Source organism: Ensifer sp. GW823-FHT05D09 (assembly GCF_058795755.1).
In genome coordinates, this window is sequence record NZ_JBXAIA010000013.1 from 94804 (window position 1) to 114843 (window position 20040).

Annotated in this window: 24 protein-coding genes; 14 read left to right on the forward strand and 10 right to left on the reverse strand. The window is 59.5% G+C overall.

All coding sequences use genetic code 11. The features are described 5' to 3' along the window. The first annotated feature begins 27 nt into the window (after positions 1 to 27). Both AC1Q80_RS27830 and AC1Q80_RS27835 read left to right on the forward strand, forming a co-directional pair. Entirely contained in the window at positions 28 to 393 is a 366-nt protein-coding gene (locus AC1Q80_RS27830; RefSeq protein ID WP_209789890.1) for an ArsR/SmtB family transcription factor, read from the forward strand. 7 nt (positions 394 to 400) lie between these two features. Next, on the forward strand, positions 401 to 1030 hold the full coding sequence (locus AC1Q80_RS27835; RefSeq protein WP_209789891.1) for a glutathione S-transferase family protein: 630 nt from the start codon (positions 401 to 403) through the stop codon (positions 1028 to 1030). 52 nt (positions 1031 to 1082) lie between these two features. Here AC1Q80_RS27835 and AC1Q80_RS27840 read toward each other — a convergent pair whose 3' ends face one another. Both AC1Q80_RS27840 and AC1Q80_RS27845 read right to left on the reverse strand, forming a co-directional pair. Next, complete coding sequence (locus tag AC1Q80_RS27840) at positions 1083 to 2273, reverse strand: cystathionine beta-lyase (protein ID WP_492362542.1); 1191 nt, start codon at positions 2271 to 2273, stop codon at positions 1083 to 1085. 105 nt (positions 2274 to 2378) lie between these two features. Next, positions 2379 to 3326 (reverse strand): ABC transporter substrate-binding protein, encoded by a 948-nt coding sequence (locus tag AC1Q80_RS27845; protein WP_492362543.1) that lies wholly within the window; start codon positions 3324 to 3326, stop codon positions 2379 to 2381. Between the two features lie 423 nt (positions 3327 to 3749). On the opposite strand from AC1Q80_RS27845, the gene AC1Q80_RS27850 reads away from it, so the two are divergent. The 3 genes from AC1Q80_RS27850 to AC1Q80_RS27860 all read left to right on the forward strand — a co-directional run bounded on the left by AC1Q80_RS27850 (position 3750) and on the right by AC1Q80_RS27860 (position 7523). After that, positions 3750 to 4562, forward strand: coding sequence for an aminoglycoside phosphotransferase family protein (locus AC1Q80_RS27850; RefSeq protein ID WP_492362544.1), 813 nt, complete (start codon positions 3750 to 3752; stop codon positions 4560 to 4562). A gap of 90 nt (positions 4563 to 4652) precedes the next feature. Next, complete coding sequence (locus AC1Q80_RS27855; RefSeq protein WP_492362545.1) at positions 4653 to 6128, forward strand: MFS transporter; 1476 nt, start codon at positions 4653 to 4655, stop codon at positions 6126 to 6128. Positions 6129 to 6407: 279 nt separating this feature from the next. After that, positions 6408 to 7523: a Glu/Leu/Phe/Val family dehydrogenase gene (locus AC1Q80_RS27860; RefSeq protein WP_492362546.1), complete on the forward strand. Its 1116-nt coding sequence runs from the start codon at positions 6408 to 6410 to the stop codon at positions 7521 to 7523. Between the two features lie 123 nt (positions 7524 to 7646). Here AC1Q80_RS27860 and AC1Q80_RS27865 read toward each other — a convergent pair whose 3' ends face one another. The 6 genes from AC1Q80_RS27865 to AC1Q80_RS27890 form a co-directional block, all read right to left on the reverse strand. Then, positions 7647 to 7901, reverse strand: coding sequence for a helix-turn-helix domain-containing protein (locus AC1Q80_RS27865; RefSeq protein ID WP_492362547.1), 255 nt, complete (start codon positions 7899 to 7901; stop codon positions 7647 to 7649). 83 nt (positions 7902 to 7984) lie between these two features. Continuing rightward, positions 7985 to 8851 carry a glycine betaine ABC transporter substrate-binding protein gene (locus AC1Q80_RS27870; protein WP_492362548.1) on the reverse strand — a complete coding sequence of 289 codons (867 nt, stop codon included), beginning with the start codon at positions 8849 to 8851 and terminating at the stop codon, positions 7985 to 7987. Between the two features lie 62 nt (positions 8852 to 8913). Further along, the gene (locus AC1Q80_RS27875) at positions 8914 to 9792 is read right to left on the reverse strand and encodes an ABC transporter permease (RefSeq protein ID WP_492362549.1); all 879 of its coding nucleotides are present in this window, start codon (positions 9790 to 9792) and stop codon (positions 8914 to 8916) included. 25 nt (positions 9793 to 9817) lie between these two features. Continuing rightward, complete coding sequence (gene proV / locus AC1Q80_RS27880) at positions 9818 to 11050, reverse strand: glycine betaine/L-proline ABC transporter ATP-binding protein ProV (protein ID WP_492362550.1); 1233 nt, start codon at positions 11048 to 11050, stop codon at positions 9818 to 9820. A gap of 432 nt (positions 11051 to 11482) precedes the next feature. After that, the gene (locus tag AC1Q80_RS27885; RefSeq protein ID WP_492362551.1) at positions 11483 to 12034 is read right to left on the reverse strand and encodes an SH3 domain-containing protein; all 552 of its coding nucleotides are present in this window, start codon (positions 12032 to 12034) and stop codon (positions 11483 to 11485) included. Positions 12035 to 12046: 12 nt separating this feature from the next. After that, on the reverse strand, positions 12047 to 12547 hold the full coding sequence (locus AC1Q80_RS27890) for an invasion associated locus B family protein (protein ID WP_492362552.1): 501 nt from the start codon (positions 12545 to 12547) through the stop codon (positions 12047 to 12049). Positions 12548 to 12574: 27 nt separating this feature from the next. On the opposite strand from AC1Q80_RS27890, the gene AC1Q80_RS27895 reads away from it, so the two are divergent. The 3 genes from AC1Q80_RS27895 (at position 12575) to AC1Q80_RS27905 (ending at position 14077) form a co-directional block, all read left to right on the forward strand. Then, positions 12575 to 12718 carry a hypothetical protein gene (locus AC1Q80_RS27895; protein ID WP_173422010.1) on the forward strand — a complete coding sequence of 48 codons (144 nt, stop codon included), beginning with the start codon at positions 12575 to 12577 and terminating at the stop codon, positions 12716 to 12718. A 121-nt stretch (positions 12719 to 12839) separates the two neighbouring features. Beyond that, complete coding sequence (locus AC1Q80_RS27900; protein ID WP_173422009.1) at positions 12840 to 13088, forward strand: BON domain-containing protein; 249 nt, start codon at positions 12840 to 12842, stop codon at positions 13086 to 13088. Between the two features lie 200 nt (positions 13089 to 13288). Further along, the gene (locus AC1Q80_RS27905; protein ID WP_492362553.1) at positions 13289 to 14077 is read left to right on the forward strand and encodes an FkbM family methyltransferase; all 789 of its coding nucleotides are present in this window, start codon (positions 13289 to 13291) and stop codon (positions 14075 to 14077) included. A 222-nt stretch (positions 14078 to 14299) separates the two neighbouring features. On the opposite strand, the gene AC1Q80_RS27910 is transcribed toward AC1Q80_RS27905, so the two are convergent. Both AC1Q80_RS27910 and AC1Q80_RS27915 read right to left on the reverse strand, forming a co-directional pair. Continuing rightward, positions 14300 to 14725, reverse strand: a complete 426-nt coding sequence (locus tag AC1Q80_RS27910; RefSeq protein ID WP_173422007.1) for a DUF4168 domain-containing protein — start codon at positions 14723 to 14725, stop codon at positions 14300 to 14302. A 330-nt stretch (positions 14726 to 15055) separates the two neighbouring features. Next, complete coding sequence (locus AC1Q80_RS27915) at positions 15056 to 15811, reverse strand: SDR family NAD(P)-dependent oxidoreductase (protein ID WP_492362554.1); 756 nt, start codon at positions 15809 to 15811, stop codon at positions 15056 to 15058. A 234-nt stretch (positions 15812 to 16045) separates the two neighbouring features. Between AC1Q80_RS27915 and AC1Q80_RS27920 the strand changes: the two genes are divergently transcribed. The 6 genes from AC1Q80_RS27920 to AC1Q80_RS27945 all read left to right on the forward strand — a co-directional run bounded on the left by AC1Q80_RS27920 (position 16046) and on the right by AC1Q80_RS27945 (position 19945). Beyond that, positions 16046 to 16636, forward strand: a complete 591-nt coding sequence (locus tag AC1Q80_RS27920) for a L,D-transpeptidase (RefSeq protein WP_173422006.1) — start codon at positions 16046 to 16048, stop codon at positions 16634 to 16636. Between the two features lie 124 nt (positions 16637 to 16760). After that, complete coding sequence (locus AC1Q80_RS27925; RefSeq protein WP_173422005.1) at positions 16761 to 16892, forward strand: ABC transporter; 132 nt, start codon at positions 16761 to 16763, stop codon at positions 16890 to 16892. Positions 16893 to 17017: 125 nt separating this feature from the next. After that, positions 17018 to 17602 carry a hypothetical protein gene (locus AC1Q80_RS27930; protein WP_492362581.1) on the forward strand — a complete coding sequence of 195 codons (585 nt, stop codon included), beginning with the start codon at positions 17018 to 17020 and terminating at the stop codon, positions 17600 to 17602. A gap of 78 nt (positions 17603 to 17680) precedes the next feature. Beyond that, positions 17681 to 18262 carry a protein-S-isoprenylcysteine O-methyltransferase gene (locus tag AC1Q80_RS27935; RefSeq protein WP_492362555.1) on the forward strand — a complete coding sequence of 194 codons (582 nt, stop codon included), beginning with the start codon at positions 17681 to 17683 and terminating at the stop codon, positions 18260 to 18262. Between the two features lie 10 nt (positions 18263 to 18272). Next, entirely contained in the window at positions 18273 to 19043 is a 771-nt protein-coding gene (locus AC1Q80_RS27940; RefSeq protein ID WP_492362556.1) for a dihydrolipoamide acetyltransferase family protein, read from the forward strand. Between the two features lie 11 nt (positions 19044 to 19054). Then, positions 19055 to 19945, forward strand: coding sequence for an SDR family NAD(P)-dependent oxidoreductase (locus AC1Q80_RS27945; protein WP_492362557.1), 891 nt, complete (start codon positions 19055 to 19057; stop codon positions 19943 to 19945). The last annotated feature ends 95 nt before the right edge of the window (positions 19946 to 20040 follow it).

A 20040-nucleotide genomic window follows, 5' to 3' on the forward strand; every position in this document is an offset into this window, starting at 1 on the left:
CTTTTTTGTGAAGCGAGAGAGGCAATCATGACGAAACCGGCACCGACTAAGGTCTGTCGCAGCGTTGGCGAGGCCAGCGAGTTGTTGAAATTGATGGCAAACGCCAATCGCCTGGCAATCGTTTGCTATCTCATGGAGGCGCAAGCCTCGGTCTCGGCGCTGGAAGCCGAGCTCGGTATCCGCCAGCCGACGCTGTCGCAACAGCTCGCAGAGTTGCGCGAGGCAGGTGTCATCGAAGGGCGGCGCGACGGCAAGGCTATTGTCTACAGGGTCGTCGATCCCCGCGTGGAAACGATCGTTCTTGCGTTGCGCAAGATGTTCGACGGGCTGGATGATGTTACCGGCCGCTTCGGCATGGCGAAGTTGCCGGTCGACGAACTGATGTTTGATTGAGCGCCAGATGATCGATTTTTACACCTGGATCACGCCGAACGGGCTGAAGGTCGCAATCGCCCTCGAAGAATTCGGCCTGGACTACCGCGCGCATGCTGTCGACATTACGAGCGGCGCGCAATTCTCACCGGATTATCTGGCGATCAATCCGGGCGGCAAGATACCGGCGATCATCGACCATGCGACTGGCATCACTCTGAAGGAGTCCGGCGCCATCCTCTTCTATCTCGCAGAAAAGACCGGTCGCTTCCTTCCACCGAGCGGCGCTGCACGGCACCAAACGATCGAATGGTCGATGTGGCAGGCGGCCAGTTTTGCCCCGACGCTCGGCCACGCCCACAATTTCCTGACCTACAACCCCGGCATGGCGCCCTTTGCCGAAGAGATCTTCCGGAGGGACACGCAACGGCTATACGAAACGCTCGATGCCAGACTTGAGGGCCGCGACTATCTGGTCGATGACTACTCGATTGCCGACATGGCGACCTGGCCCTGGGTCTCGCGCTTTGCACGGCACAAGATCAATCTTGCTGATTATCCGAATGTCCGGTCTTGGTATCTGCGGCTTGCGCTTCGCGCCGCCGTCAAGCGCGGCTATGAAGTGCCCCATGTCACCGGCGCCATCCCCCTGCCCTGATCGACCGCAGGGTCAGGGAGAAAACGTTTGAACGGGCACCTGCGGCGGCGTCTCAGATTGCAGCGGCAGCCGCGAAAGCACGTTCAAGATCGGCCTTTAAGTCCCCAACGTCTTCGAGGCCGATGTGAAGCCGCAGCACCGGCCCTTCCGTAGGCGCGGTCAGGATACGCCGATCCGCGAGTTCGACATGAAGCGCGAGGCTCGCAAACCCGCCCCAGGAATAGCCAAGCCCGAACAGTGACAAGCCATCGAGGAAAGCCTGGGCTCTCGCCTTGAACTCATCTGTCCGTGTGACTTTCAGCACGAAGGAAAAGACGCCGCTCGCGCCTTTGAAATCGCGCTTCCAGATGTCGTGGCCGGGAAAGCTCGCAAGTGCGGGGTAAAGGACGCTGGCGACATCGCCGCGTGTTTCGAGCCACTGCGCGACTTCAAGCGCACTCTTCTGGTGCCGTTCGAGACGCACGCCCATGGTGCGCAATCCGCGCAGCGCCTGGTAGGCGTCATCCGGTGCGCCACATATTCCGAGTGCCCCGTTCATATGCCTGAGGCGCGGCCAATATTGCGCATTGGCGGATACCGTCCCCATCAAGATGTCCGAATTGCCCGTCGGATACTTGGTTGCCGCCTGGATCGAGACGTCGACGCCGAAGTCGAGCGGCCTGAAGAACAGCGGCGTCGCCCAGGCATTGTCCATCGTCACCACGGCCGAGATGCGGTGCGCGGCTGTGGCGATCGCGGGCACGTCCTGCATCTCGAATGTGTTGGAGCCAGGCGCCTCGAGGTGAACGAGCCTGGTGTTCGGCTTGAACAGGGTCTCGATCGCGGCCCCAATGGCGGGATCGTAGTATTCGACCTCGATGCCGAACCGCGCAAGCATCGTGTCGCAGAAATGGCGAACGTTGCCGTAGACGGAATCGACAATGAGCGCGTGGTCGCCCGGAGACAGCAACGCCAGGAACGCGAGCGTGACGGCAGCAAGCCCCGACGGCACCAGCAAGGTACCGGCGGCCCCTTCAAGCTCGTTGATGGCCTCGCAAAGAGCATCCGTCGTCGGCGTCCCGCGTGTGCCATAAGTGTATTTCTGGTCGTGGCTCTCCATCGCCCTGGCGTTCGGGAAGAGCACCGTTGAGGCACGCACCGTCGGCGGGTTGATGAAGCCGTGGTAGTCGAACGGATCGTATCCCGCCCGCTGCAGCTTGGTATTGATTGCGAACTTCTTTGAGATGTCGTCGTTGTCGTTCATGAAATCCTGCACTTCAATGCCGAGGGGACTCGGCGTTCTCAGATGGCGTGCATGCAAAAAGCCGGCGCTGCCTCGCGCCGGCTCGGGATTGCATCGATCACCGATTCACGAGCCGCTCTTCGGCAGGCCGGGTGGGTTGGTCTGCGCCTTCTCGATCGCTTCGGGACCCAGTTTCCAGGTCTCCAGGATCTTGCGATAATCACCGCTTGCGATCAGATCATTGATGACACCGGTCAACGGTTCGGCCAGGCCGCTGCCCTTGCGGGTCGTAACGGCAATTTCGGCCGAGATCGGCCAACCGCCACTGACGGTGCCCACAAGCTTGGTCTTGCCATTGATTGCGGCGGAATAGGCCTGCGTCGCGTTGACACTGAACACCACGTCCGCCCGCCCGGACTGAACGGCAAGATCCTTCACGGCATCATCGTCGTAATACTGCACCTCGATAGCCGACAGGCCGGCGGCAAGGTTTTGCCTGTCCCATTCGAGCAGGATCTTTTCCTGATTGGTTCCGGCATCGGTAATAACCTTCAGACCGGCGATGTCCTTCGGCGTCTTGATCGCCTGGATGCTGCTGTCGGCCTTGACGTAGAAGCCCAACTCATCCTTGCGATAGGTGGAAAAGTCGAACTTCTCCTTGCGCTCCTCCGTCACCGTGACGTTGGAAATGACTGCATCGAACTTGCCGGACACCAACCCAAGCGGCCAATCCGCCCAGGCGACGGAAACCAGCTGCAAATCGCGCCCGAGGCTGTCGGCGATCGCTTGCGCCAGATCGACGTCATAACCGATGACCGTCTTGCTGTCGGATGCATAGTCGTGCAGCGGAAGATGGCCGCTGGTGCTGATGCCGATTGTCAGCGCGCCGTCCTGGATAAATTTGAAGTCTGCAGGGACCTCTGCGATCCGCTTGTCGTTCTTTTCCACCCGCAACCTGTTTGCCTGCTCGGGGCTGAGATCGAAAGCGTCGGCCGCCAACGCCGCCGATGCACCAAATATCATGGCGGCTATCGCGCCGGCTGCCAGAAGTTTTCTATTATCGAGAATGCCCATTCTGCCCGTCCCTTCATCTCTCGGTTTCAAGCCAGGTGCTCAGCCCTGATCTGACACCGACTATTGTCTATTAAAATAGTAGACAAAAGAAATGATTGATCGTCATTCTGCCGGAGTGGGAAAAATCCGTTCGGGATGCGCCGAAGCGCTTTCGAAACCAAGATATCAAAAAGTTTTCTTATCTGATTGTACTTATTTCATTTTTATACTGTCGCTTTATCACACTCGGTTGGCGGTCGATCAAATACGGTTCTTCGTCAGAAGAGATCCCCAGACGCAGATCAGCGGAGACGACAAATCCCAAACGGTTCATCTCAACATCTCGTCGCTATGCGTCAGCGCAGAAGAAATGACCTTGCGGGCGCAGCTTTGTTCCTCGTTCGAAGTGGCCTATAGCGGTCATTGCGCACGAGGACGAAGACCATGGCCAACGGCAACGGCTTCAGGACCTATATCGAACGATGGGCGCTGACGCCCGATGGGGATCCGATTGTCACGCATTCAAGCCGTCTCCTTCCGGTGCGTTGCGGCGGCGCGCCTGCCATGCTGAAGATTGCGACGGTGCCGGAGGAGAAATGGGGTGCTGGCCTCATGATATGGTGGGACGGGATCGGCGCTGCGCGCGTGCTCGCGCACGATGACGATGCCATCCTGCTTGAGCGCGCGGTCGGGGGCCGCTCGCTGGCGGAAATGGCAGCGAATGGCGCAGATGACGAAGCGAGCCATATCATCTGCAACGCCGTTGCGGCCCTTCACAAACCACGCAAGGCACCAGAGCCTTGCCTTATCCCGCTCGCTGAGCGCTTTCAGGCGCTCACAACGGCGCCAGAGGGTGAACTGTTGGAGCGGTCCGCCAAGGCTGCGCGCCTCCTTCTTTCCGACCCCCGCGATGTCGTCCCCCTTCACGGCGACATTCACCACGGCAACATTCTCGATTTCGCGGATCGCGGTTGGCTCGCCATCGATCCGAAACGTTTGAAGGGTGAACGTGGGTTCGACTACGCCAATCTCTTCTGCAATCCAGACCATGCAATCGCCGCGGCTCCCGGCCGTCTGGCAAGGCAGGTGGCGTTAGTCGCTCAGGCCGCACAACTGGAGCGCACACGCCTGTTGCAATGGATACTCGCCTGGGCCGGCCTTTCAGCGGCATGGCACATCGAGGACGGCGAGGTGCAGCATATCGTGCCGACCCTGCAAATCGCGGAGATCGCCGCAGCCGAAATCGACAAAGGCTGAAGCCGCTCGCCGATCCGTTGGGAATAAGGTCATTCCCGGCCCGCGCCCTTTCACGGCCGACACGCGAACCGCCGCATTCCTCAGCTGATTGTGCTCTTCGCGACAATTGAACCAAACGCAAGGCGTTCATGTTCATTCTTTTCACCGCCCTATCGAAAGCTGGTGAACAGCGCACGACAAGCCGCATACGGAGGTCACGTGCGCTACCAGCAATTTCTATCGGGTTTGGCGCATCTTGGACATCGAATTCTGAGCCATCTCGGCAACGCCCGATTGACAGCCCCACGGCCTTGTCGCAGAAATTCTGAAAATTATTTTCAGAATCGCTCGCGCGGCACCCGGGTCGCCGGGGCAAGGACAAACGGGCAAATTGGCGGCACGATACCGCGAGGAGCAATGCGCATGACCAGTCAACGGCTCATCATGCTGATCTTCTTCCTGCAGCCGATCGCTTTCGGCTCCTGGCTGCCGCGCATTCCCGACATTCAACAGAAGCTCGGCCTCGGACCGGCGGAACTGGCAATCGCACTGCTGGGCATGCCCGCCGGCATCCTGCTCACCCTGCCGTTGGCTGGCCGGTTCGTTGCTCGGATCGGCGGCCGCGCCACCATTCTCTACGGATTTGTGGTGTTCCTGGGCCTGGTGTGGCTGCCGACATGGGCGCCAAGCATCGAGATTCTTTTCGTAACGCTCGCCGCCGTCGGGGTAGCGCTGGCGACATTGGAACTGGGCCTCAACGTCGAAGCCGACGCAATCGAGAAGCGATCCGGCCAGTTGATCATGAGCACCTGCCATGGCTTCTGGAGCCTCGGCATCATGGCGGGTAGCCTGGTCGGCATCTGTTTGGCGGCGATTGGTATATCGCCTGAATGGGCGGTGTTCATGACAGCGGCGGTGATGTTGCCCATCAGCCTGCTGGCAGCCAGGACACTGCCCGATCTTCACGCCACGGAAAAGCCCGATGCGCCCATCGTTGGCGCAAGACGCCGCGGTCCAAGCCGCGCCTTGCTCGGCATCTGCTTCTTCGTCTTCGGCATCACAATGACGGAAGGTGCGGTGGCGGACTGGTCGGCGGTCTACCTCCGCGACGTTTTCGGACTAACCGGTGCTGGCGCCGGCTTCGGCTATTCGATCTTCGCGTTTATGGTTGCTGCAGGACGCTTTGGTGGCGACCGCCTCAAGGCCAGCTATGGACCGATTGCAGTGGCCCGCGCCTGCGGCGTTGCGAGCATCGCAGGGCTGGCCCTCGTCGCGGTGAGCCCTGCGGCCTGGGTGGCTCTCGTCGGCTTCGCGGCCATGGGCTTCGGCGTCTCGGTCGGCTTCCCGCTTGCGGTCACGGCCGCCGCCGACCAGAACGACCGGCCGGCGGCAGCCAGTGTCGCCATCCTGTCTTTCGTGGCGCTTCTCGGTTTTCTGATTGGACCGCCAATGATCGGGCTGGTTGCGGAACACAGCGACATGCGCCTGGGCCTCGGTATGCTCATTCCATTCCTTGCGGTGAGCCTGGTGTTGACCGGCAGGCTGAAACCAGCGCCGAACGCAATTCCCGCGCCGGCGTCGACCTGACGGCGCAAACACCTGTGGAAGCCGCTCAATGGGCTGCCTTCGAACTGCCCGTTGCCCCCGTAGTGAAGCCTGTTGCGCAGAACAAAGCCGCCGAAACTCGTCGCGACAACATCTGATCAGAGCGGACGGTCGCGGTGGCAGAAGGGGCTGTCCTTTACGATTGTTGCGCGGCGATTTGCTCCGGCGAAATGCACGATCGAGCGACAGGCCCCATTTCGAAACCAAAAATCGTCAAGAATGGTTACCCTTCAAGCCGTCAACCATTGGGGAGGAAAACCAATGCAAAACGTGCTGAACCTGCGCCGTGAAGTCACCGGCGCGACCACCCTCGATGTCACCGACATTACCGCCGAAGCGGCAGCCTTGCCCGGCTTCGGCGGTCACGAACAGGTCTGGCTGGGTCGCGACACCGAGCGTGGCCTCGAGGCAATCGTCGCTGTTCACACAACGGTCCTCGGCCCGGCATTGGGAGGGACGCGCATCTGGCCGCATGTGACTTTCGCGGCCGGCGTTACCGACGCCCTGCGCCTTTCACGCGGCATGAGCTTCAAATCGGCCATTGCCGGTCTGGCGCTTGGCGGCGGCAAGGCAGTCATCATCGCCGACCCGAAAAGGGATAAGTCGCCAGCGATGCTCGAAGCCTACGCAGAGATGCTGAACGCACTCGTGGGCCAATACATCACGGCAGAAGACGTCGGCATGACGCTTGCGGACGCGGATTTTCTCGCTGAGCGCACGCCGAATGTCAGCGGAACGACCCGCGGCGGCAGCGGCAATCCATCGCCCTTTACGGCATTGGGCACCTTCCTCGGCCTCAAGGCTGCGCTGCGTCATCGCACCGGCAGCGATGATCTGAAGGGTATCCGCGTCGCGATACAGGGACTGGGTTCGGTCGGTTGGGGGCTCGCCAAAAGGCTTCACGCCGAAGGCGCCAAGCTGATTGTCTCCGATCTCGACCCGGCACGCACCGAACGCGCCGCCGAAGAACTCGGTGCGACAGTCGTCGAGGGCCAGGAGATCATTGCTGCGGATGTCGAGGTATTCGCGCCCTGTGCGCTTGGTGGCGTCCTGTCTGCCGCCACGATCCCGCTGCTGCAAGCCAAGATCGTCGCCGGAGCCGCCAACAATCAGCTTGCCACGGTCACCGACGGCGCACGTCTGCGGGAACGAGACATCCTCTATGCGCCTGACTACGTGATCAACGCCGGCGGCGTCATCAATGTCGCTGCGGAAATCGGAAGCGGCCGCTACAGCCTCGACGACGTGATGGCCCGCGTCAGCCAGATCCCCACGACATTGACGCGCATCTTCGAGCGGGCCGCGCAAGAAGGCCGCACGACCGACGATGTGGCCGAAACCATGGCCCGGGAGATCATCGAGGCAGCTCGACGGTAGACCAGACCCGAGGTTCGCCGTCCGCTTAGGTGTTATATCGGGCGTTTTCGAAACGCACGAACGCACCGAGAAGACGGATCGGCGACCTCATCGACAGAGGTAAAGGGGTCCGCTGTTCGTTTTTCAGCGTGGCCCCGATCCTCGGCCCGTCAGCAGCCATGAGAGGCTGACGCTCAACACGCCGGCGATCATCGCCAGGCGATTGGCGCATGGAGCGGCCCGATCATTTTCCCAATCGAACCACGTTTTCGTTTCCACGCCAACGATCTTGGCAGCGCTTTGCGCCGAGACATTCAGCGCGTCGCGCGCGAGTGACATGCGGCCGCCGATCGTATCTTCCTGTAGGCAGGCCATGTTTTCCCAATTGTTGAAGTTCATCGGTATCCCTTTCCATTCTGGTGCCAGTGGTGCGCCCGGCGCCCTTTTGCAGACGCCGGGCTGATCTTCAGCGGACGGTTGCCTTAGTTTCCGAGCCAGACCTTCACCTGATCGGGATGATCTGCGATGTATTTATCGACCGCGGCATCGTACGAGGTCTGCTGCGCCTCGAACATCGCGGCTTCCAGGTCACCGATCGGCAGTTTCATACGGGAAAGGAAAGCTGCGACATCCGGGTTGTCCTGCTTGAACCCCTGGCGTGCCAGCACATCGACATGCTCGGCCTCACCAAGCGAACTCTTCGGATCGGCGATGTAGCGAAGCTCGTACTTGCCGAACATCCAATGGGGACTCCACGACGTTGCCACGAACCATTTCTCGGTCCTGACGGCGCGGTCGACCGAGGTCAGCATGCCGGCCTCGCTGGAGATCTGAAGCTTGTAGCCCTCGAGCCCATAGTCCTTGAGCGCCTTTTCAGAAAGGCGCGTCAGGCCTGCTCCGGGATCGATGCCCTGGACCGTCGAGCCGAGCTTCTGCTTGATTTCAGGCTTCTGCAGATCCTCGATCGAGTTGAGCTCACTTTCGGGAATATAGGCCGGGACGACCCAGCCGAGCTTGGCGCCTTGATAGACGGTACCCAGCGTCTCGACCTTGTTTTTCACCTTGCCGTGGTAATCGGCGTGGGTCTGCGGCAGCCAGGCCATCATCATCGCATCGAGATCGCCGCGGCTCACGCCTTGATAGAGCGGCGCCACGTCGGTCTGAACGAGTTCGACTTCCCGCCCCAATTTGTCCTTGATGATCTTTGCTGCGAGCTTGGTGACGAATTCCGCATCGGACCATGCGGCCCAACCGATTTTCACGGGCTTTGCCTCCTCGGCGAAACTCGCACTGACCGGGCCGGCAACAAACATGCCTGCAAGGCCGATGGTTGCGATTATCTTGAACATATCAATCCTTCCTATGCATTTCGGATGAGGACGGGCACGACCCGTCGCGGAGGGCACGGCACTCAAACCGTCTTTGCCTCGGGTTCGCGCACGGCGAGTTTCACAAACGGCAGTCGCCAGATGGCCCTCTTCTTTCCAAGGCTCTGGGTAAGGCGGTCGAGAATGACCGCGAGGATGACCACGGCCAGACCGCCTTCGAAGCCGGTGCCGACATCGAGCCGCTGAATACCCGTCAGCACAGTGTTGCCGAGGCCGCCAGCACCGATCATCGAGGCGATGACCACCATGGAGAGAGACAGCATGATCGTCTGATTGATGCCCGCCATGATCGATGGCATGGCATTGGGGAGCTGGACCTTGAGGAGAAGCTGGGTTGGCGTACAGCCAAAGGCATTGCCGGCCTCGACGAATTCCACGTCCACTTGCCGAATGCCGAGATTGGTGAGGCGCACGACCGGCGGCATCGAAAAGATGACGGTCGCAATTGTGCCGGGAACCGCGCCAAGCCCGAAAAACATTGCCTCCGGGATGAGGTAGACGAAGGCCGGCATTGTCTGCATGAGATCGAGTGTCGGCCGGATGACTGCCGCGACGGAATCGCGGCGCGCCATGGCGACGCCGAGCGGCAGGCCGACGATCATCGCAATGACCGTCGAAGCAATGACCAGAGACAATGTCTCCATCATCGCTGCCCACAGTCCCATTTGTCCAACCAGCGCGAGAGACAGGCCCGCAAAAACCGCGAAGCTGAACGAGACGCGCCACAGGGCGAGAAGGGCGAAGATCGCGATGCCGACCGGCATTGGAATTGAAAGGAGGCCGCTCTGCAAACCGCCCGTGAGGAACCCGATCGACGCGGCAGTGAGATCGAGCGCGGGTGAAAAATTGTCGAGGATGTAATTGACGGCCGAATCGATGCCGTCTCCGATGTCGAAGCTCATGGATTTATCCGATTGGCTGGGAGTTTCAGTTGGCGCGGTCGAGCGTCTCGAGCAGAACCGACTTGCTGATGGCGCCGATATAGCGGTGCTGGTCGTCAACAACGGGAACCGGCCACGCGCTCGCCGCCACTTGGCCAAGAACACCAGAGAGTTGCTCGCTGGCGAGGATGGGCGCCGCGTCTGCAAGGAACGCCTTACGATACGGGTCCTCCGCCTTTGAACGGATCTTCTCCATCAACGACGCCTGGCTGACCATGCCATGGTATTTCATGTCGCGGCCGACAATGATCGCAAATTCCCGGTCGCGGCTCTTCATCTGCTCCAATGCGGCAGCAGCGGAAACACCCTGGCGCTCTATGATCGTAATCTGATTCCTTCGGGCCACGTCGCCGGCCTTGAAAACCTGGGAGACGTCGACGTTGCGGAAGAACGACCGGATGTAGTCGTTGGCCGGACTGCCGACGATTTCGTCAGGCGTGCCGACCTGAACGACATTTCCATTCTGCATGATGCAGATACGGTCGCCGATGCGCATCGCCTCGTCGAGATCGTGGCTGACGAAGACGATCGTGCGGCTTCGTTCGGATTGCAGCCGAACAAGCTCGTCCTGCATTTCTGTGCGGATAAGCGGATCAAGTGCAGAAAATGCCTCATCCATCAGCAGGATCGACGGCTCACTTGCCAACGCCCGGGCAAGGCCGACGCGCTGCTTCATGCCGCCTGAGAGCTCGTCAGGGCGGCTTTCACTATAGCCCTCGAGGCCGACCGCTTTCAGCGCCGCCATGGCCTTGGCTTTGCGCTCGACTTCCCCAACGCCCGCCACTTCCAAGCCGAAGGCGGCATTGTTTACAACATTGCGATTTGGGAGAAGCGCGAAGGACTGGAACACCATGCTTATGTCCCGGCGGCGAAGTTCGATCAGGGCCTTGCGCGACATCGTCGTGATGTCCTGGCCGTCGATCTCGATCGATCCGGACGTCGGCTCAATCAATCTGTTGAGCAAGCGCAGAAGCGTGGATTTTCCGGAGCCGGACAGGCCCATGATCACAAAGATCTCGCCGGTCTTGATATCGAAACTGGCGTTGTTAACCCCAATGGAGCAACCGGTTTCTCTGTGAATGTCTGCCTTGCCCTTGCCGGAGCGAAGAAGCTTCAGGCCATCTTCGGGATAGTCTCCGAAAATCTTGTAGACGTTCTTCAACCGGATCTTTGGCGACCTCTCGGAAGAGCCATTCTCATGTTCAGTCGTAAAAGCCATAAAAACTTGCCGCCTGCTCAATAGCTGACGCACTCTCCTTGTTTGTGATCTTCAACATTCCTCAAGCAAAGACCACTTGAGGAAACGATTTCCATAGACATGGACCCCGATGATCGGGTCATGATCAAGTCAATCCTCGGCAATCGTCAGATGACCATCATTATAACGATACGTGCTGCGTTGGTTGGCGCGGAGAAACTGCGTTTCTACAATGGCTGATGACGGCCGAGGCGCGAAGGATTGCCTTTATTACGACGCAGAGTTCCGGATGTCCATTGAAAATTCTATTCTTTTGGCAAACGAGGTGCGCCGACGCAACTCGACGACGTACACCGGATAGCCGAACACCCTGCAAAAGCACGCTTGTGCAGCCCCTGTTTGTCTTCCCGTCGACAGAGGGGATGAACGACACCGCTGCAGGAAGGCTGACGGTTAGCCAACGATCTCGTTGCGATAGACGCCCCATAAATCCACTTGCCTGACATACCCGACGAGACCATGTCGCCTGACCGTGACTTCGCACCAGGTTCCGTCGCAATGATCAAGCCTGACGAGCACACCACCTTGCAGCCGAGCACGTTCGGATGCCGCCGCCGCGGGCGCGGTTCGCAGCGCTGCGTTCGTCTCCAACCAGTTGCCGACGGTGGCCATTCGTTGACCGGAGAGCAGCGCCGCAGACATCCAGCCGGTTGCCCCGTCCGCATCGCGGACCATTCGCCAATTTCCGGCCTCTTCCATGACCTCGAGCGGCAGACCGGGTGTGACGTAGAGCCAGATGATCGGATAGTCCGTGGACGGCCCGACCCGAAGTCTGGCAGCACCACTCTTCAGGGAGACGAAACGGGGGATTGCAAGGCCGGTGACACGCCCAACGCTCCTTGCATCGGCGACCGGTGGCGCGAGGCTTTTCCGGTTCCCTTCGCAGTTCTCGAACGCAAGCCACGACAGCAGCGCGCAGGACATCTGGACGATCAGCGAGGTCATCAGGTGCTCAGCTCATCGTTCGCAGCGCGCGGCACCCTTGAGCGCTGCCGTCATGCCTTTCAGCGAGAACGAGTAGCTCGTTTCCGTGCCGCGCCGCGAGCGTGCATTCAACGTCATCGTCGCCCCCGCCTTCATCGCCGCAACGAGTTCGGCGTCGCGGCCCTCCCGCCGCTTCCATGCGGCCCTGCCTTGCGGCGCCAAGGTGAAAGCCTTGTCACCGACTGTGGCGGTCAGGTTCGAACCGGGTTCAAGGTCGTAGCCCATGATCGCTTGCGGCACGTATCCACTGCTCGGACGCGGCGACGGCGCGACAAGGAAGAAGTTGTCGCCATGGTCGACGTGATCGGGATTCATCGTCGTTGGGATCGAAAGTATGTAGCAGGTGTCGCGGCCGTCGTTCTTATACGAATACACGCCCCAGGCGCCGAAAGAGTTGAGCTTCACCGGCTGCGCCTGCGCAACGGCGCAGCTGGTCAATAGGATCGCGCAGGCAGCAATAACACTGGATTTCATCTTGTTTCCTTAGCATGGAGGGGTCAGGTGGCGCGTCTCGACCGCGCACAAGATGCGCCATTCGCGGTTGCAATCGTTGCCAAAGCATTAACGAAAAGCACGCGCAAAAATGCACCACTACCAACGACCGAGACCGAAGCCCAGCGTGCGCCTGATCTGGCCGGCGAATGAGGCGCGGATAAAAATATCGTGAGCCGATTGTGTTCGCCTGATGGGTCGACACCCGGCCATTTGGCAGCGAACATGAACGGGAGATGAACGGATATTTGACCTACGCCCGGAGTAACCGCCCATGTTCGGCTTGACATTCGCATCGCACACCCTGTCGCAACGCTATGATATTGCCGGTTTAATGGCGGTGACCACTGCTATTGCCTATTGTGACAACCTGACGGAAACCGATATTTCCGTGACGCATGAACGCGGCGTGATCTACCTAGACGGCGTTGTGTCCTCCATCGCCGTGCGGGAGGAGGCTCAGAAAGTCGCCAACGAAGTGACCGGCTCACCAATCCGAAACCGGCTCCGAGTGGCCAGTTGACCGATCGCCCTAAGACAAACGAGAGCTTCGGAATTGCCAGCCTCACCTCTTTGTCAGGCGCTTTGCGCTGACATCGAAACAGGCGCACGTTTCTATCTGAGCGCGAAATGAGCGGACAGACGTGGCCGTTGAACCCAACGGGTTAACGCGATGGAAAGTCGATACTGCTAGCACTGCTGGGTTGAATTAGGAGACCCGAAATGCTGCCAGCAATATGGAAGCCGATTGAAGCCGGTGGCCTGATCCGGCTCGGATCTCCGCGTGACGGAGGCTATGTCGTTCCCAAGCGCGCGGTGCTTGCCTCCAAGACCCTGATCAGCATGGGATTGAACGACGATTGGCAATTCGAGAAGGCGTTTCGCCGGCTTGCAGATGCGGATGTCGTTTGCTTCGACCACTCTGTCACCTGGAAGTTCTGGCTCCGGTACTATGTCGAACAGGTCTTGCGCCTTCGTTGGGGCAGGTTGGGGCGCTACCTGGATTATCGCTTGTTCTTCCGTCGGCCGGGCGTGGAGCACCGGCAGATCATGATTGGCTATGATCAGCCGGGGGAAGTTAACGTCCCGAGCCTGTTGAAGGAATTTTCTGGCAGCAACATCTTCCTTAAAATCGATATCGAGGGATCCGAGTACAGAATCCTCGATGATATCGCGGTGAATTCGAGCCGCTTTACCTGCGTCGTAATCGAATTTCATGATGTCGACCTCCATCGAGATCGGATCCTTCGGTTTGTCGAGGGAATGACGAATTTTTCAATCGTCTTTCTTCATCCCAACAATTTTGCCGGCACTGATGACCAAGGCGACCCACTGGTTCTGGAAATGTGCCTCGTCCGGGGCGACCTGCTCGACCCCGCGGTGCCTGGCGAACCAAGGCCCGAACTGCCGGCAAATACGTCAAGCCGCGCTGACATTGAGCTGCGATTCGCTCCAGCGGACACAAGTCAGCCGCCCGAATTTCGTCGCGACAGGGCGGTTGGGGCCGAATGACCTCGGCGCGGAAATGATCCGCGTCAACAGCATTGCGCCGGCAGTGACCCGCACGTACTCGCTGGGATCAGCATTGAGCGATGCCAGTGAAGAAGAGAATCTGACGCACACGCCCATCCGGCGGCAAGCTGGATTCAGGAAGAGCGAAGTGGATCCAGCGCTAGCCCTCCGGCGGTGACCAGGGGCCAGTGGCCCCTGCCCGCCTGCGTTGCCGCGCTCTGCTTACTGTTGAGCCGGCGCCCCGGTTTGAAGTTTTTCCTGGATTTTCTTGGCAACAGCCGGGTCGTCCTGTGCGGCCGACAGGATGGAGGAATACTCCTCAACTGAAATAGCGGAAGAAGATTCCACAGCCTCGACCATCTCCTTGCTCGCTTCTGCCTCAAGCTTTTCCTTTGCTGCGGCGTCCGTCGTTGCGTCGATTTTTGCAGAGTATTCCTGCCTCACCTTGTCGACCTGGAGGTAGGCCACGGCAAAAGCCTCGATCTTCTGGTCGCTGATGGCGGCGTTTGCGCCCGTGTTGTCAGCTTGACCCTGGCTCGGCTGTGTCGTTTGCGACTGGGCAGTTTCAAGCGCGAAGGCCGGGCCGAAGGCCGCAACACTGAAGACAGCAGCGGTCAGCGATGCAACGAGTGTGTGTCGAATATTCATGTCTATTCCTTTGTGACGTGTTCGTCGGCGATTTAGTGCCGCGCTCAATTGCTCCTTCAGACGGGATGCATATGGAACGTCACGGACAATGAAGCCCTCGAAAGGGACCGTTGCGGCAGCGATAGGGTAATTTGCTGACCATTGAGCGGCGGCTTTGTGGCTCCCACCGAGGCCCGCCGCCGACCTCGGCGAACGGGGCCAGGCGATGATGGGACATGTAAAACAGGAGCGTCAGCCGCGGAGCAGCTGGTCCGATTTTCGCCCGAGAAATTTGATCCGCCCGCGCGACGGTCGCATGATTACCACCCGAACCGAGACTCGGTTTGGCGCCTAATGGGCGGTATAGGCTCCATCGACCAGGTGGTAGCTACCGGAGATAAAGCTGGCCTGTTCGGACAGCAGAAAACAGACGAGCGCGGCAACTTCGTCCGGTGTGCCCCGTCGGCCCATCGGCTGAAGCGCTTCCAAACGTCGGTTGCTCGTCAGATCGGATCGTTCGGATACCAAAGGCGTTTCGATCCAGCCGGGGCCGACCGCGTTGATGCGGATGCCTCGTCTCGCATATTCGATTGCGGCCACCTTGGTCAGTCCGACAATTCCGTGTTTTGCGGCGGTATACGCCGATGCCATCGGCAAGCCGACCGAACCGAGGATGGATGACATGTTGACGATCGCGCCACCGCCCTGCCCGAGCATCGCGGTAATCTGGTACTTCATGCAGTAGAACACGCCATTCAAGTTGACGTTCATCAGCCTCTGCCAATCGTCGATCGCATAATCCGCCGTCACTTTTCGCACGCCGTCGACACCTGCGTTGTTGACCGCCAGATGCAGGCCTCCGCATGTCTTGACAACGGACGCGACCAATTCCTCCACCGCAGCAGGGTCGGCGACGTCGACCTCAAAGGGATAGGCCGTGCCGCCGGACGAACAGATTTCTGCAGCCACCTCACGCGCGGCATCGGCATTGACATCTGCCACAGCTACCGTTGCCCCTTCCTCGCCGAGTTGGCGAGAAATGGCTGCACCTATTCCGGAGCCCCCTCCGGTTACAAGTGCGACTTTCGTGGCGAAGCCAAGCTTCATTGTATGCATCCTCGTTCCCGACTCTAATCGACCAGAGACAGACACAAGCTGCAAGAAGTTTCGTTGGATGTCATGGGTTTTGTCAGGCCGCCCTGCGACCCTCCAAGTCCAATCACCCTGATCCATCCGTATTACGGGGCGTTCTCCACCACGGAACCAAGCATAGCATCTTGGCCGAAGGCCACTTGAGTGTTAAAGACGAAGCAGTGCTCACCGATTTACTAGTAGGTGGATATGGACAGTCGCGGCGTTACCCGCCGAGCGATTCTGCTCGGCAGCTTGGCATTAACGGCATCTGGGTGCACATCAACGGCGGAGCAATATGGCGGGACGATCCTTTCTGCCTTCGGCGGAGGACCGTCGTATCGATATCGACGAAAAAGTGTCGGTTATGACGGAAACGAACCCCCTGGCACAATCGTCGTCAACACATCCGAGCGTTATCTCTACCTCGTCGAGGGCGGCGGTCGGGCCATCCGCTACGGCATTGCCGTCGGAGAAGATGGGCGTACGCTCAAGGGACCGGCCTCGATCGGCCGCAAGGCCGAGTGGCCGTCTTGGAGACCGACAGAAAGCATGATGGAGCGCAAACCGCGCTTGCGACAATACGCCGGCGGCGTCAGCGGTGGGCCGCATAATCCACTTGGAGCAGCTGCGCTGTATCTCTACCGGGGCGGGCAGGATTCCATGTTCAGACTGCACGGAACAAATGAACCCTGGACGATTGGTCAGGCAGTATCGAGCGGCTGCGTCCGGTTGACGAACGAAGATATCGTCGATCTGTACAACCGCACTCCAGTCGGAACGAAGGTTCTCGTGATTTGAACACGCATTTATGTCGGACGATGCAAAATGTGTTCTTTTTGCACTAGGCGTAAGCGTAGAACGCCCTATTAATATAAGCGTTGCCTTCGATAAACCGATTCCATTCTAAGGAGAGGATGTCTTGATGAGCAGAAACCTAATCGTAATCGTTACCTTGCTTTCCGTCGTGGGCCTTAGCGGCTGCGATACTATTGGCAAAGGCAAAGGCAAGTCGCCGCCGCCGGTAGCCGCCGAACCGGCACCTGTCTACAAGTAACTTGAACTTCGGATGGGTGGGAAGGACGAACGTCCTTCCCACATCATTCTAGCCGGCCGGATCAGCTTTGACGTTGCCGGCCAGTAGAAGTGTGCTCATCGGAGTTCAGGAGATAGCGCATAGTGATGCCGCTTTTGAGAGGCCGACTAATGCTGATGGCAGGGCTCGCATTTGCGATTGCTGGCTGCCAGTCAGAAGATCAGAAGCCACAACCGCGTTTCGTCTCAAGTAGCAGCAGCGCACCGGCGGTGACCGCAGGTGCGGTCCGCGAAAGCGGTTACTTCATCGAATTTCGATCCCGCTACGCCCTCAGTTACGGCCACACTTACGTCGTTTTCGGACGAACGAACAAGGCTGGCGGAATGATCAATCCCGAAGTGGCCGGACTTGCACCGGCAACCGCCAGCGCGACACCCTATGTCATCGGACATTTTCTGCCCGTACCCGCGGAAACCGGAGCGAGCGACGGTGACCTCGAGGAGGAATACAGGTCGGCAAGCTGGCGCGTCATGCTGACGGAGGCCGAGTACAACAAAACAGTCGCCTTTATCAGGCAGCTCAAGGCCAAATCGAAATTCTGGCAGGCGTCGGTTTACAACTGCAATGCATTCGTCGCGGACATTGCCCGTTCAATGGGATATAAGACGCCCGGTATCTGGCTAAGGCCACAGGAATTCGTTACCAAACTTAGGCAGATGAATGCAGGCTAAAGGCGATCAATCCAGAGCTTTGCGTCCAATCAGTTGTAGATCGCAGAAGGGCTTCGGTGATTTGAAGTGATCGTATCGATGGCCACCCTGGGCAAGATCGTGTGGGTGATCGGCATCATCGCATGGTACTTTATTCGCGTACCATTCGAACGCCGCGCAAAACGCGTTAACGTCGTCAGCAACCGCCGCTCGCCCGTCGACATGTTTGGGCTCGCATCAGGACTGATCGGCCTTGCAATCGTTCCCGCCATGTATGTCGCCACCGGCTTTCCACAGGCAGCCGACCGTTCCGCCAGTGCGTGGTCCGTGGTCGTCGGGACGGTCGTTTTCTTCTCCGCCCTTTGGGTCTTTCGAAGGACTCATAAGGAACTCGGCCGCAACTGGTCCATTACGTTGGAGATCCGCGACAAGCACGAATTGATCTCCGGTGGCCCCTACGCCTTCGTTCGCCACCCGATGTATACGTCCTTCATGTTGATGGGTGTCGGCCAAGCCTTGTTGTTGCCCAACTGGGTGGCAGGGCTCGCGGGCCTGCTCGGGTTCGCCGTACTTTTCTTTCTGAGGGTCGACAAGGAGGAGCGTATGATGCTGGAGATTTTCGGTATTCAGTACCGTGATTACATGCAGCGGACCAAGCGCATCGTCCCCTACCTTTACTAAAGGCGATATCATGCGAGGCCGAGCCATCAAGCTTTCGGTGCCAAGGCGCCTTGTCTGCGACCTGATGCGGTTTTCGATCGGGATTCCGCGCGTTACCGTGCAGCGGCAGATGAACCTCGACCCGCTGCAAAAGGCCAGATTGGCGCAGTCAAACAAGCCGTCCTGGACCGTCCTGTTCCTGAAGGGATATGCGCTTCTGTGCCGGGAGACACCGGAGCTCCGGCGTGCCTACGTAAAGCTTCCCTGGCCCCAGCTCTACGAATATCCGGAAAGCGTTGCCTCCATCGCTCATGAGCGCGAGTACGAAGGGGAGCGGGTTGTCCTGCTGAGCAAGATCAAATGTCCGGAACGCCGGGCCATCCCTGAACTCGCCGCTACGATCGACGACGCGCGGTCGCGACCGGTGACAGAAATCAAGGAATTCCGACGGGCCCTGAAAATCGCGCGCGCACCGGGACCAATCCGCTGGCTGCTCATGTGGCTTGGGCTCAATATTGGGTCACGGCGGGCGCATTATTTCGGCACGTTCCAGCTATCGGTCTATTCCGGTCTCGGGGCAGAATCACTCAATCCGCTGACGCCCCTCACGACCCTTTTCAACTACGGTCGCATCGCGCAGGACGGCACAGTGACAGTGCGCATCCACTACGACCACCGCGTCATGGACGGCGCCAATGTGGCTCGCGCGCTCGAGCGCTTCGAAGCGATCCTCAACGGTGAGGTCGCTGACGAGGTGTCGAGCCAAGAGCACGGCGCAGCGGTTCCTGCGGCGGCACTTTGATGGAAGACCACATGAAGGCACTGGATGAAACCCGTCTGGCAATCGTGGTCGTTGGCGCCTCACGCGGCATTGGCAGGGCGATTGCCAAAGTCGCGGCGCGCGACGGGGCCCCGATCGTTCTGGTTGCACGCTCCCTTGACGATCTGGCGGCAGCGGCGAGCGAAATTCGCGAGGCCGGAGGCGAAGCCTTCACCCTCGAACTCGATCTCTTCTCGGCCGATGCTTCCGTGCGTCTGGCGGGCTTCCTGAGCGCAAACAAACTGTCATGCGATGTGCTCGTCAACAGCGCCGGCTATGGTCTGCGCGGGGGCGCAACGACACTCCCCATCCCCGAGCAGCTGGGGATCATTGACCTCAACATACGCGCGCTCACCGACTTGTCGCTTCATTTCCTGCCGGCAATGGTGGCGCGCGGCCGTGGCGGTGTGCTTAACCTTGGATCCATTGCCGGTTTCATGCCCGGACCGGGCATGGCGCTCTATTACGCCAGCAAGAGTTACGTGCGGTCATTCTCCTTCGCTCTTCACCAGGAGTTGCGCCGCACCGGCGTCACGGTGACATGCGTTGCTCCCGGACCGGTTGCGACAGAATTCCTCCGTCGCTCAGGCGCGGATCGCGTAACGCTTTTCAAGGTGTTGCCAAGGGTCGATGCGGATTACGTTGCCGAGCGGGCCTGGCGCGGTTTCAAGGCGGGGCGACGCCTGGTCATCCCCGGCATCTCCGCCAAGCTGGCTGCCTTTGCAGCCGCGTGGCTGCCATCGGCAATCATGCTGCCCCTGATCGGTCGATTGCAGCGACGCAGCAGCGACCTTTGTCCTTGCGGTTCCGGTATCAAGTTCAAAGATTGCTGTGGGAGCCGTTCGCGCAGCGCCGAATTGCGACAAAGCACCGGAAGCCGCTGAAATGATTGGCAACGCCGACGCTTAAAAAAATTCTGCGCGACACTTGAAGTGCGGCCCGAGCGCTCCCACCTAGCGAACAACCCGCTGGTCCGGGC

Bases quoted from the DNA above. Each gene is read 5' to 3' on its own strand.
- AC1Q80_RS27830 (WP_209789890.1), top strand. From the start codon at position 28: ATGACGAAACCGGCACCGACTAAGGTCTGTCGCAGCGTTGGCGAGGCC.
- AC1Q80_RS27835 (WP_209789891.1), top strand. From the start codon at position 401: ATGATCGATTTTTACACCTGGATCACGCCGAACGGGCTGAAGGTCGCA.
- AC1Q80_RS27840 (WP_492362542.1), bottom strand. From the start codon at position 2,273: ATGAACGACAACGACGACATCTCAAAGAAGTTCGCAATCAATACCAAG.
- AC1Q80_RS27845 (WP_492362543.1), bottom strand. From the start codon at position 3,326: ATGGGCATTCTCGATAATAGAAAACTTCTGGCAGCCGGCGCGATAGCC.
- AC1Q80_RS27850 (WP_492362544.1), top strand. From the start codon at position 3,750: ATGGCCAACGGCAACGGCTTCAGGACCTATATCGAACGATGGGCGCTG.
- AC1Q80_RS27860 (WP_492362546.1), top strand. From the start codon at position 6,408: ATGCAAAACGTGCTGAACCTGCGCCGTGAAGTCACCGGCGCGACCACC.
- AC1Q80_RS27865 (WP_492362547.1), bottom strand. From the start codon at position 7,901: ATGAACTTCAACAATTGGGAAAACATGGCCTGCCTACAGGAAGATACG.
- AC1Q80_RS27870 (WP_492362548.1), bottom strand. From the start codon at position 8,851: ATGTTCAAGATAATCGCAACCATCGGCCTTGCAGGCATGTTTGTTGCC.
- AC1Q80_RS27875 (WP_492362549.1), bottom strand. From the start codon at position 9,792: ATGAGCTTCGACATCGGAGACGGCATCGATTCGGCCGTCAATTACATC.
- proV (WP_492362550.1), bottom strand. From the start codon at position 11,050: ATGGCTTTTACGACTGAACATGAGAATGGCTCTTCCGAGAGGTCGCCA.
- AC1Q80_RS27885 (WP_492362551.1), bottom strand. From the start codon at position 12,034: ATGACCTCGCTGATCGTCCAGATGTCCTGCGCGCTGCTGTCGTGGCTT.
- AC1Q80_RS27890 (WP_492362552.1), bottom strand. From the start codon at position 12,547: ATGAAATCCAGTGTTATTGCTGCCTGCGCGATCCTATTGACCAGCTGC.
- AC1Q80_RS27900 (WP_173422009.1), top strand. From the start codon at position 12,840: ATGTTCGGCTTGACATTCGCATCGCACACCCTGTCGCAACGCTATGAT.
- AC1Q80_RS27905 (WP_492362553.1), top strand. From the start codon at position 13,289: ATGCTGCCAGCAATATGGAAGCCGATTGAAGCCGGTGGCCTGATCCGG.
- AC1Q80_RS27910 (WP_173422007.1), bottom strand. From the start codon at position 14,725: ATGAATATTCGACACACACTCGTTGCATCGCTGACCGCTGCTGTCTTC.
- AC1Q80_RS27915 (WP_492362554.1), bottom strand. From the start codon at position 15,811: ATGAAGCTTGGCTTCGCCACGAAAGTCGCACTTGTAACCGGAGGGGGC.
- AC1Q80_RS27920 (WP_173422006.1), top strand. From the start codon at position 16,046: ATGGACAGTCGCGGCGTTACCCGCCGAGCGATTCTGCTCGGCAGCTTG.
- AC1Q80_RS27925 (WP_173422005.1), top strand. From the start codon at position 16,761: ATGAGCAGAAACCTAATCGTAATCGTTACCTTGCTTTCCGTCGTGGGC.
- AC1Q80_RS27930 (WP_492362581.1), top strand. From the start codon at position 17,018: ATGCCGCTTTTGAGAGGCCGACTAATGCTGATGGCAGGGCTCGCATTT.
- AC1Q80_RS27935 (WP_492362555.1), top strand. From the start codon at position 17,681: ATGGCCACCCTGGGCAAGATCGTGTGGGTGATCGGCATCATCGCATGG.
- AC1Q80_RS27940 (WP_492362556.1), top strand. From the start codon at position 18,273: ATGCGAGGCCGAGCCATCAAGCTTTCGGTGCCAAGGCGCCTTGTCTGC.
- AC1Q80_RS27945 (WP_492362557.1), top strand. From the start codon at position 19,055: ATGAAGGCACTGGATGAAACCCGTCTGGCAATCGTGGTCGTTGGCGCC.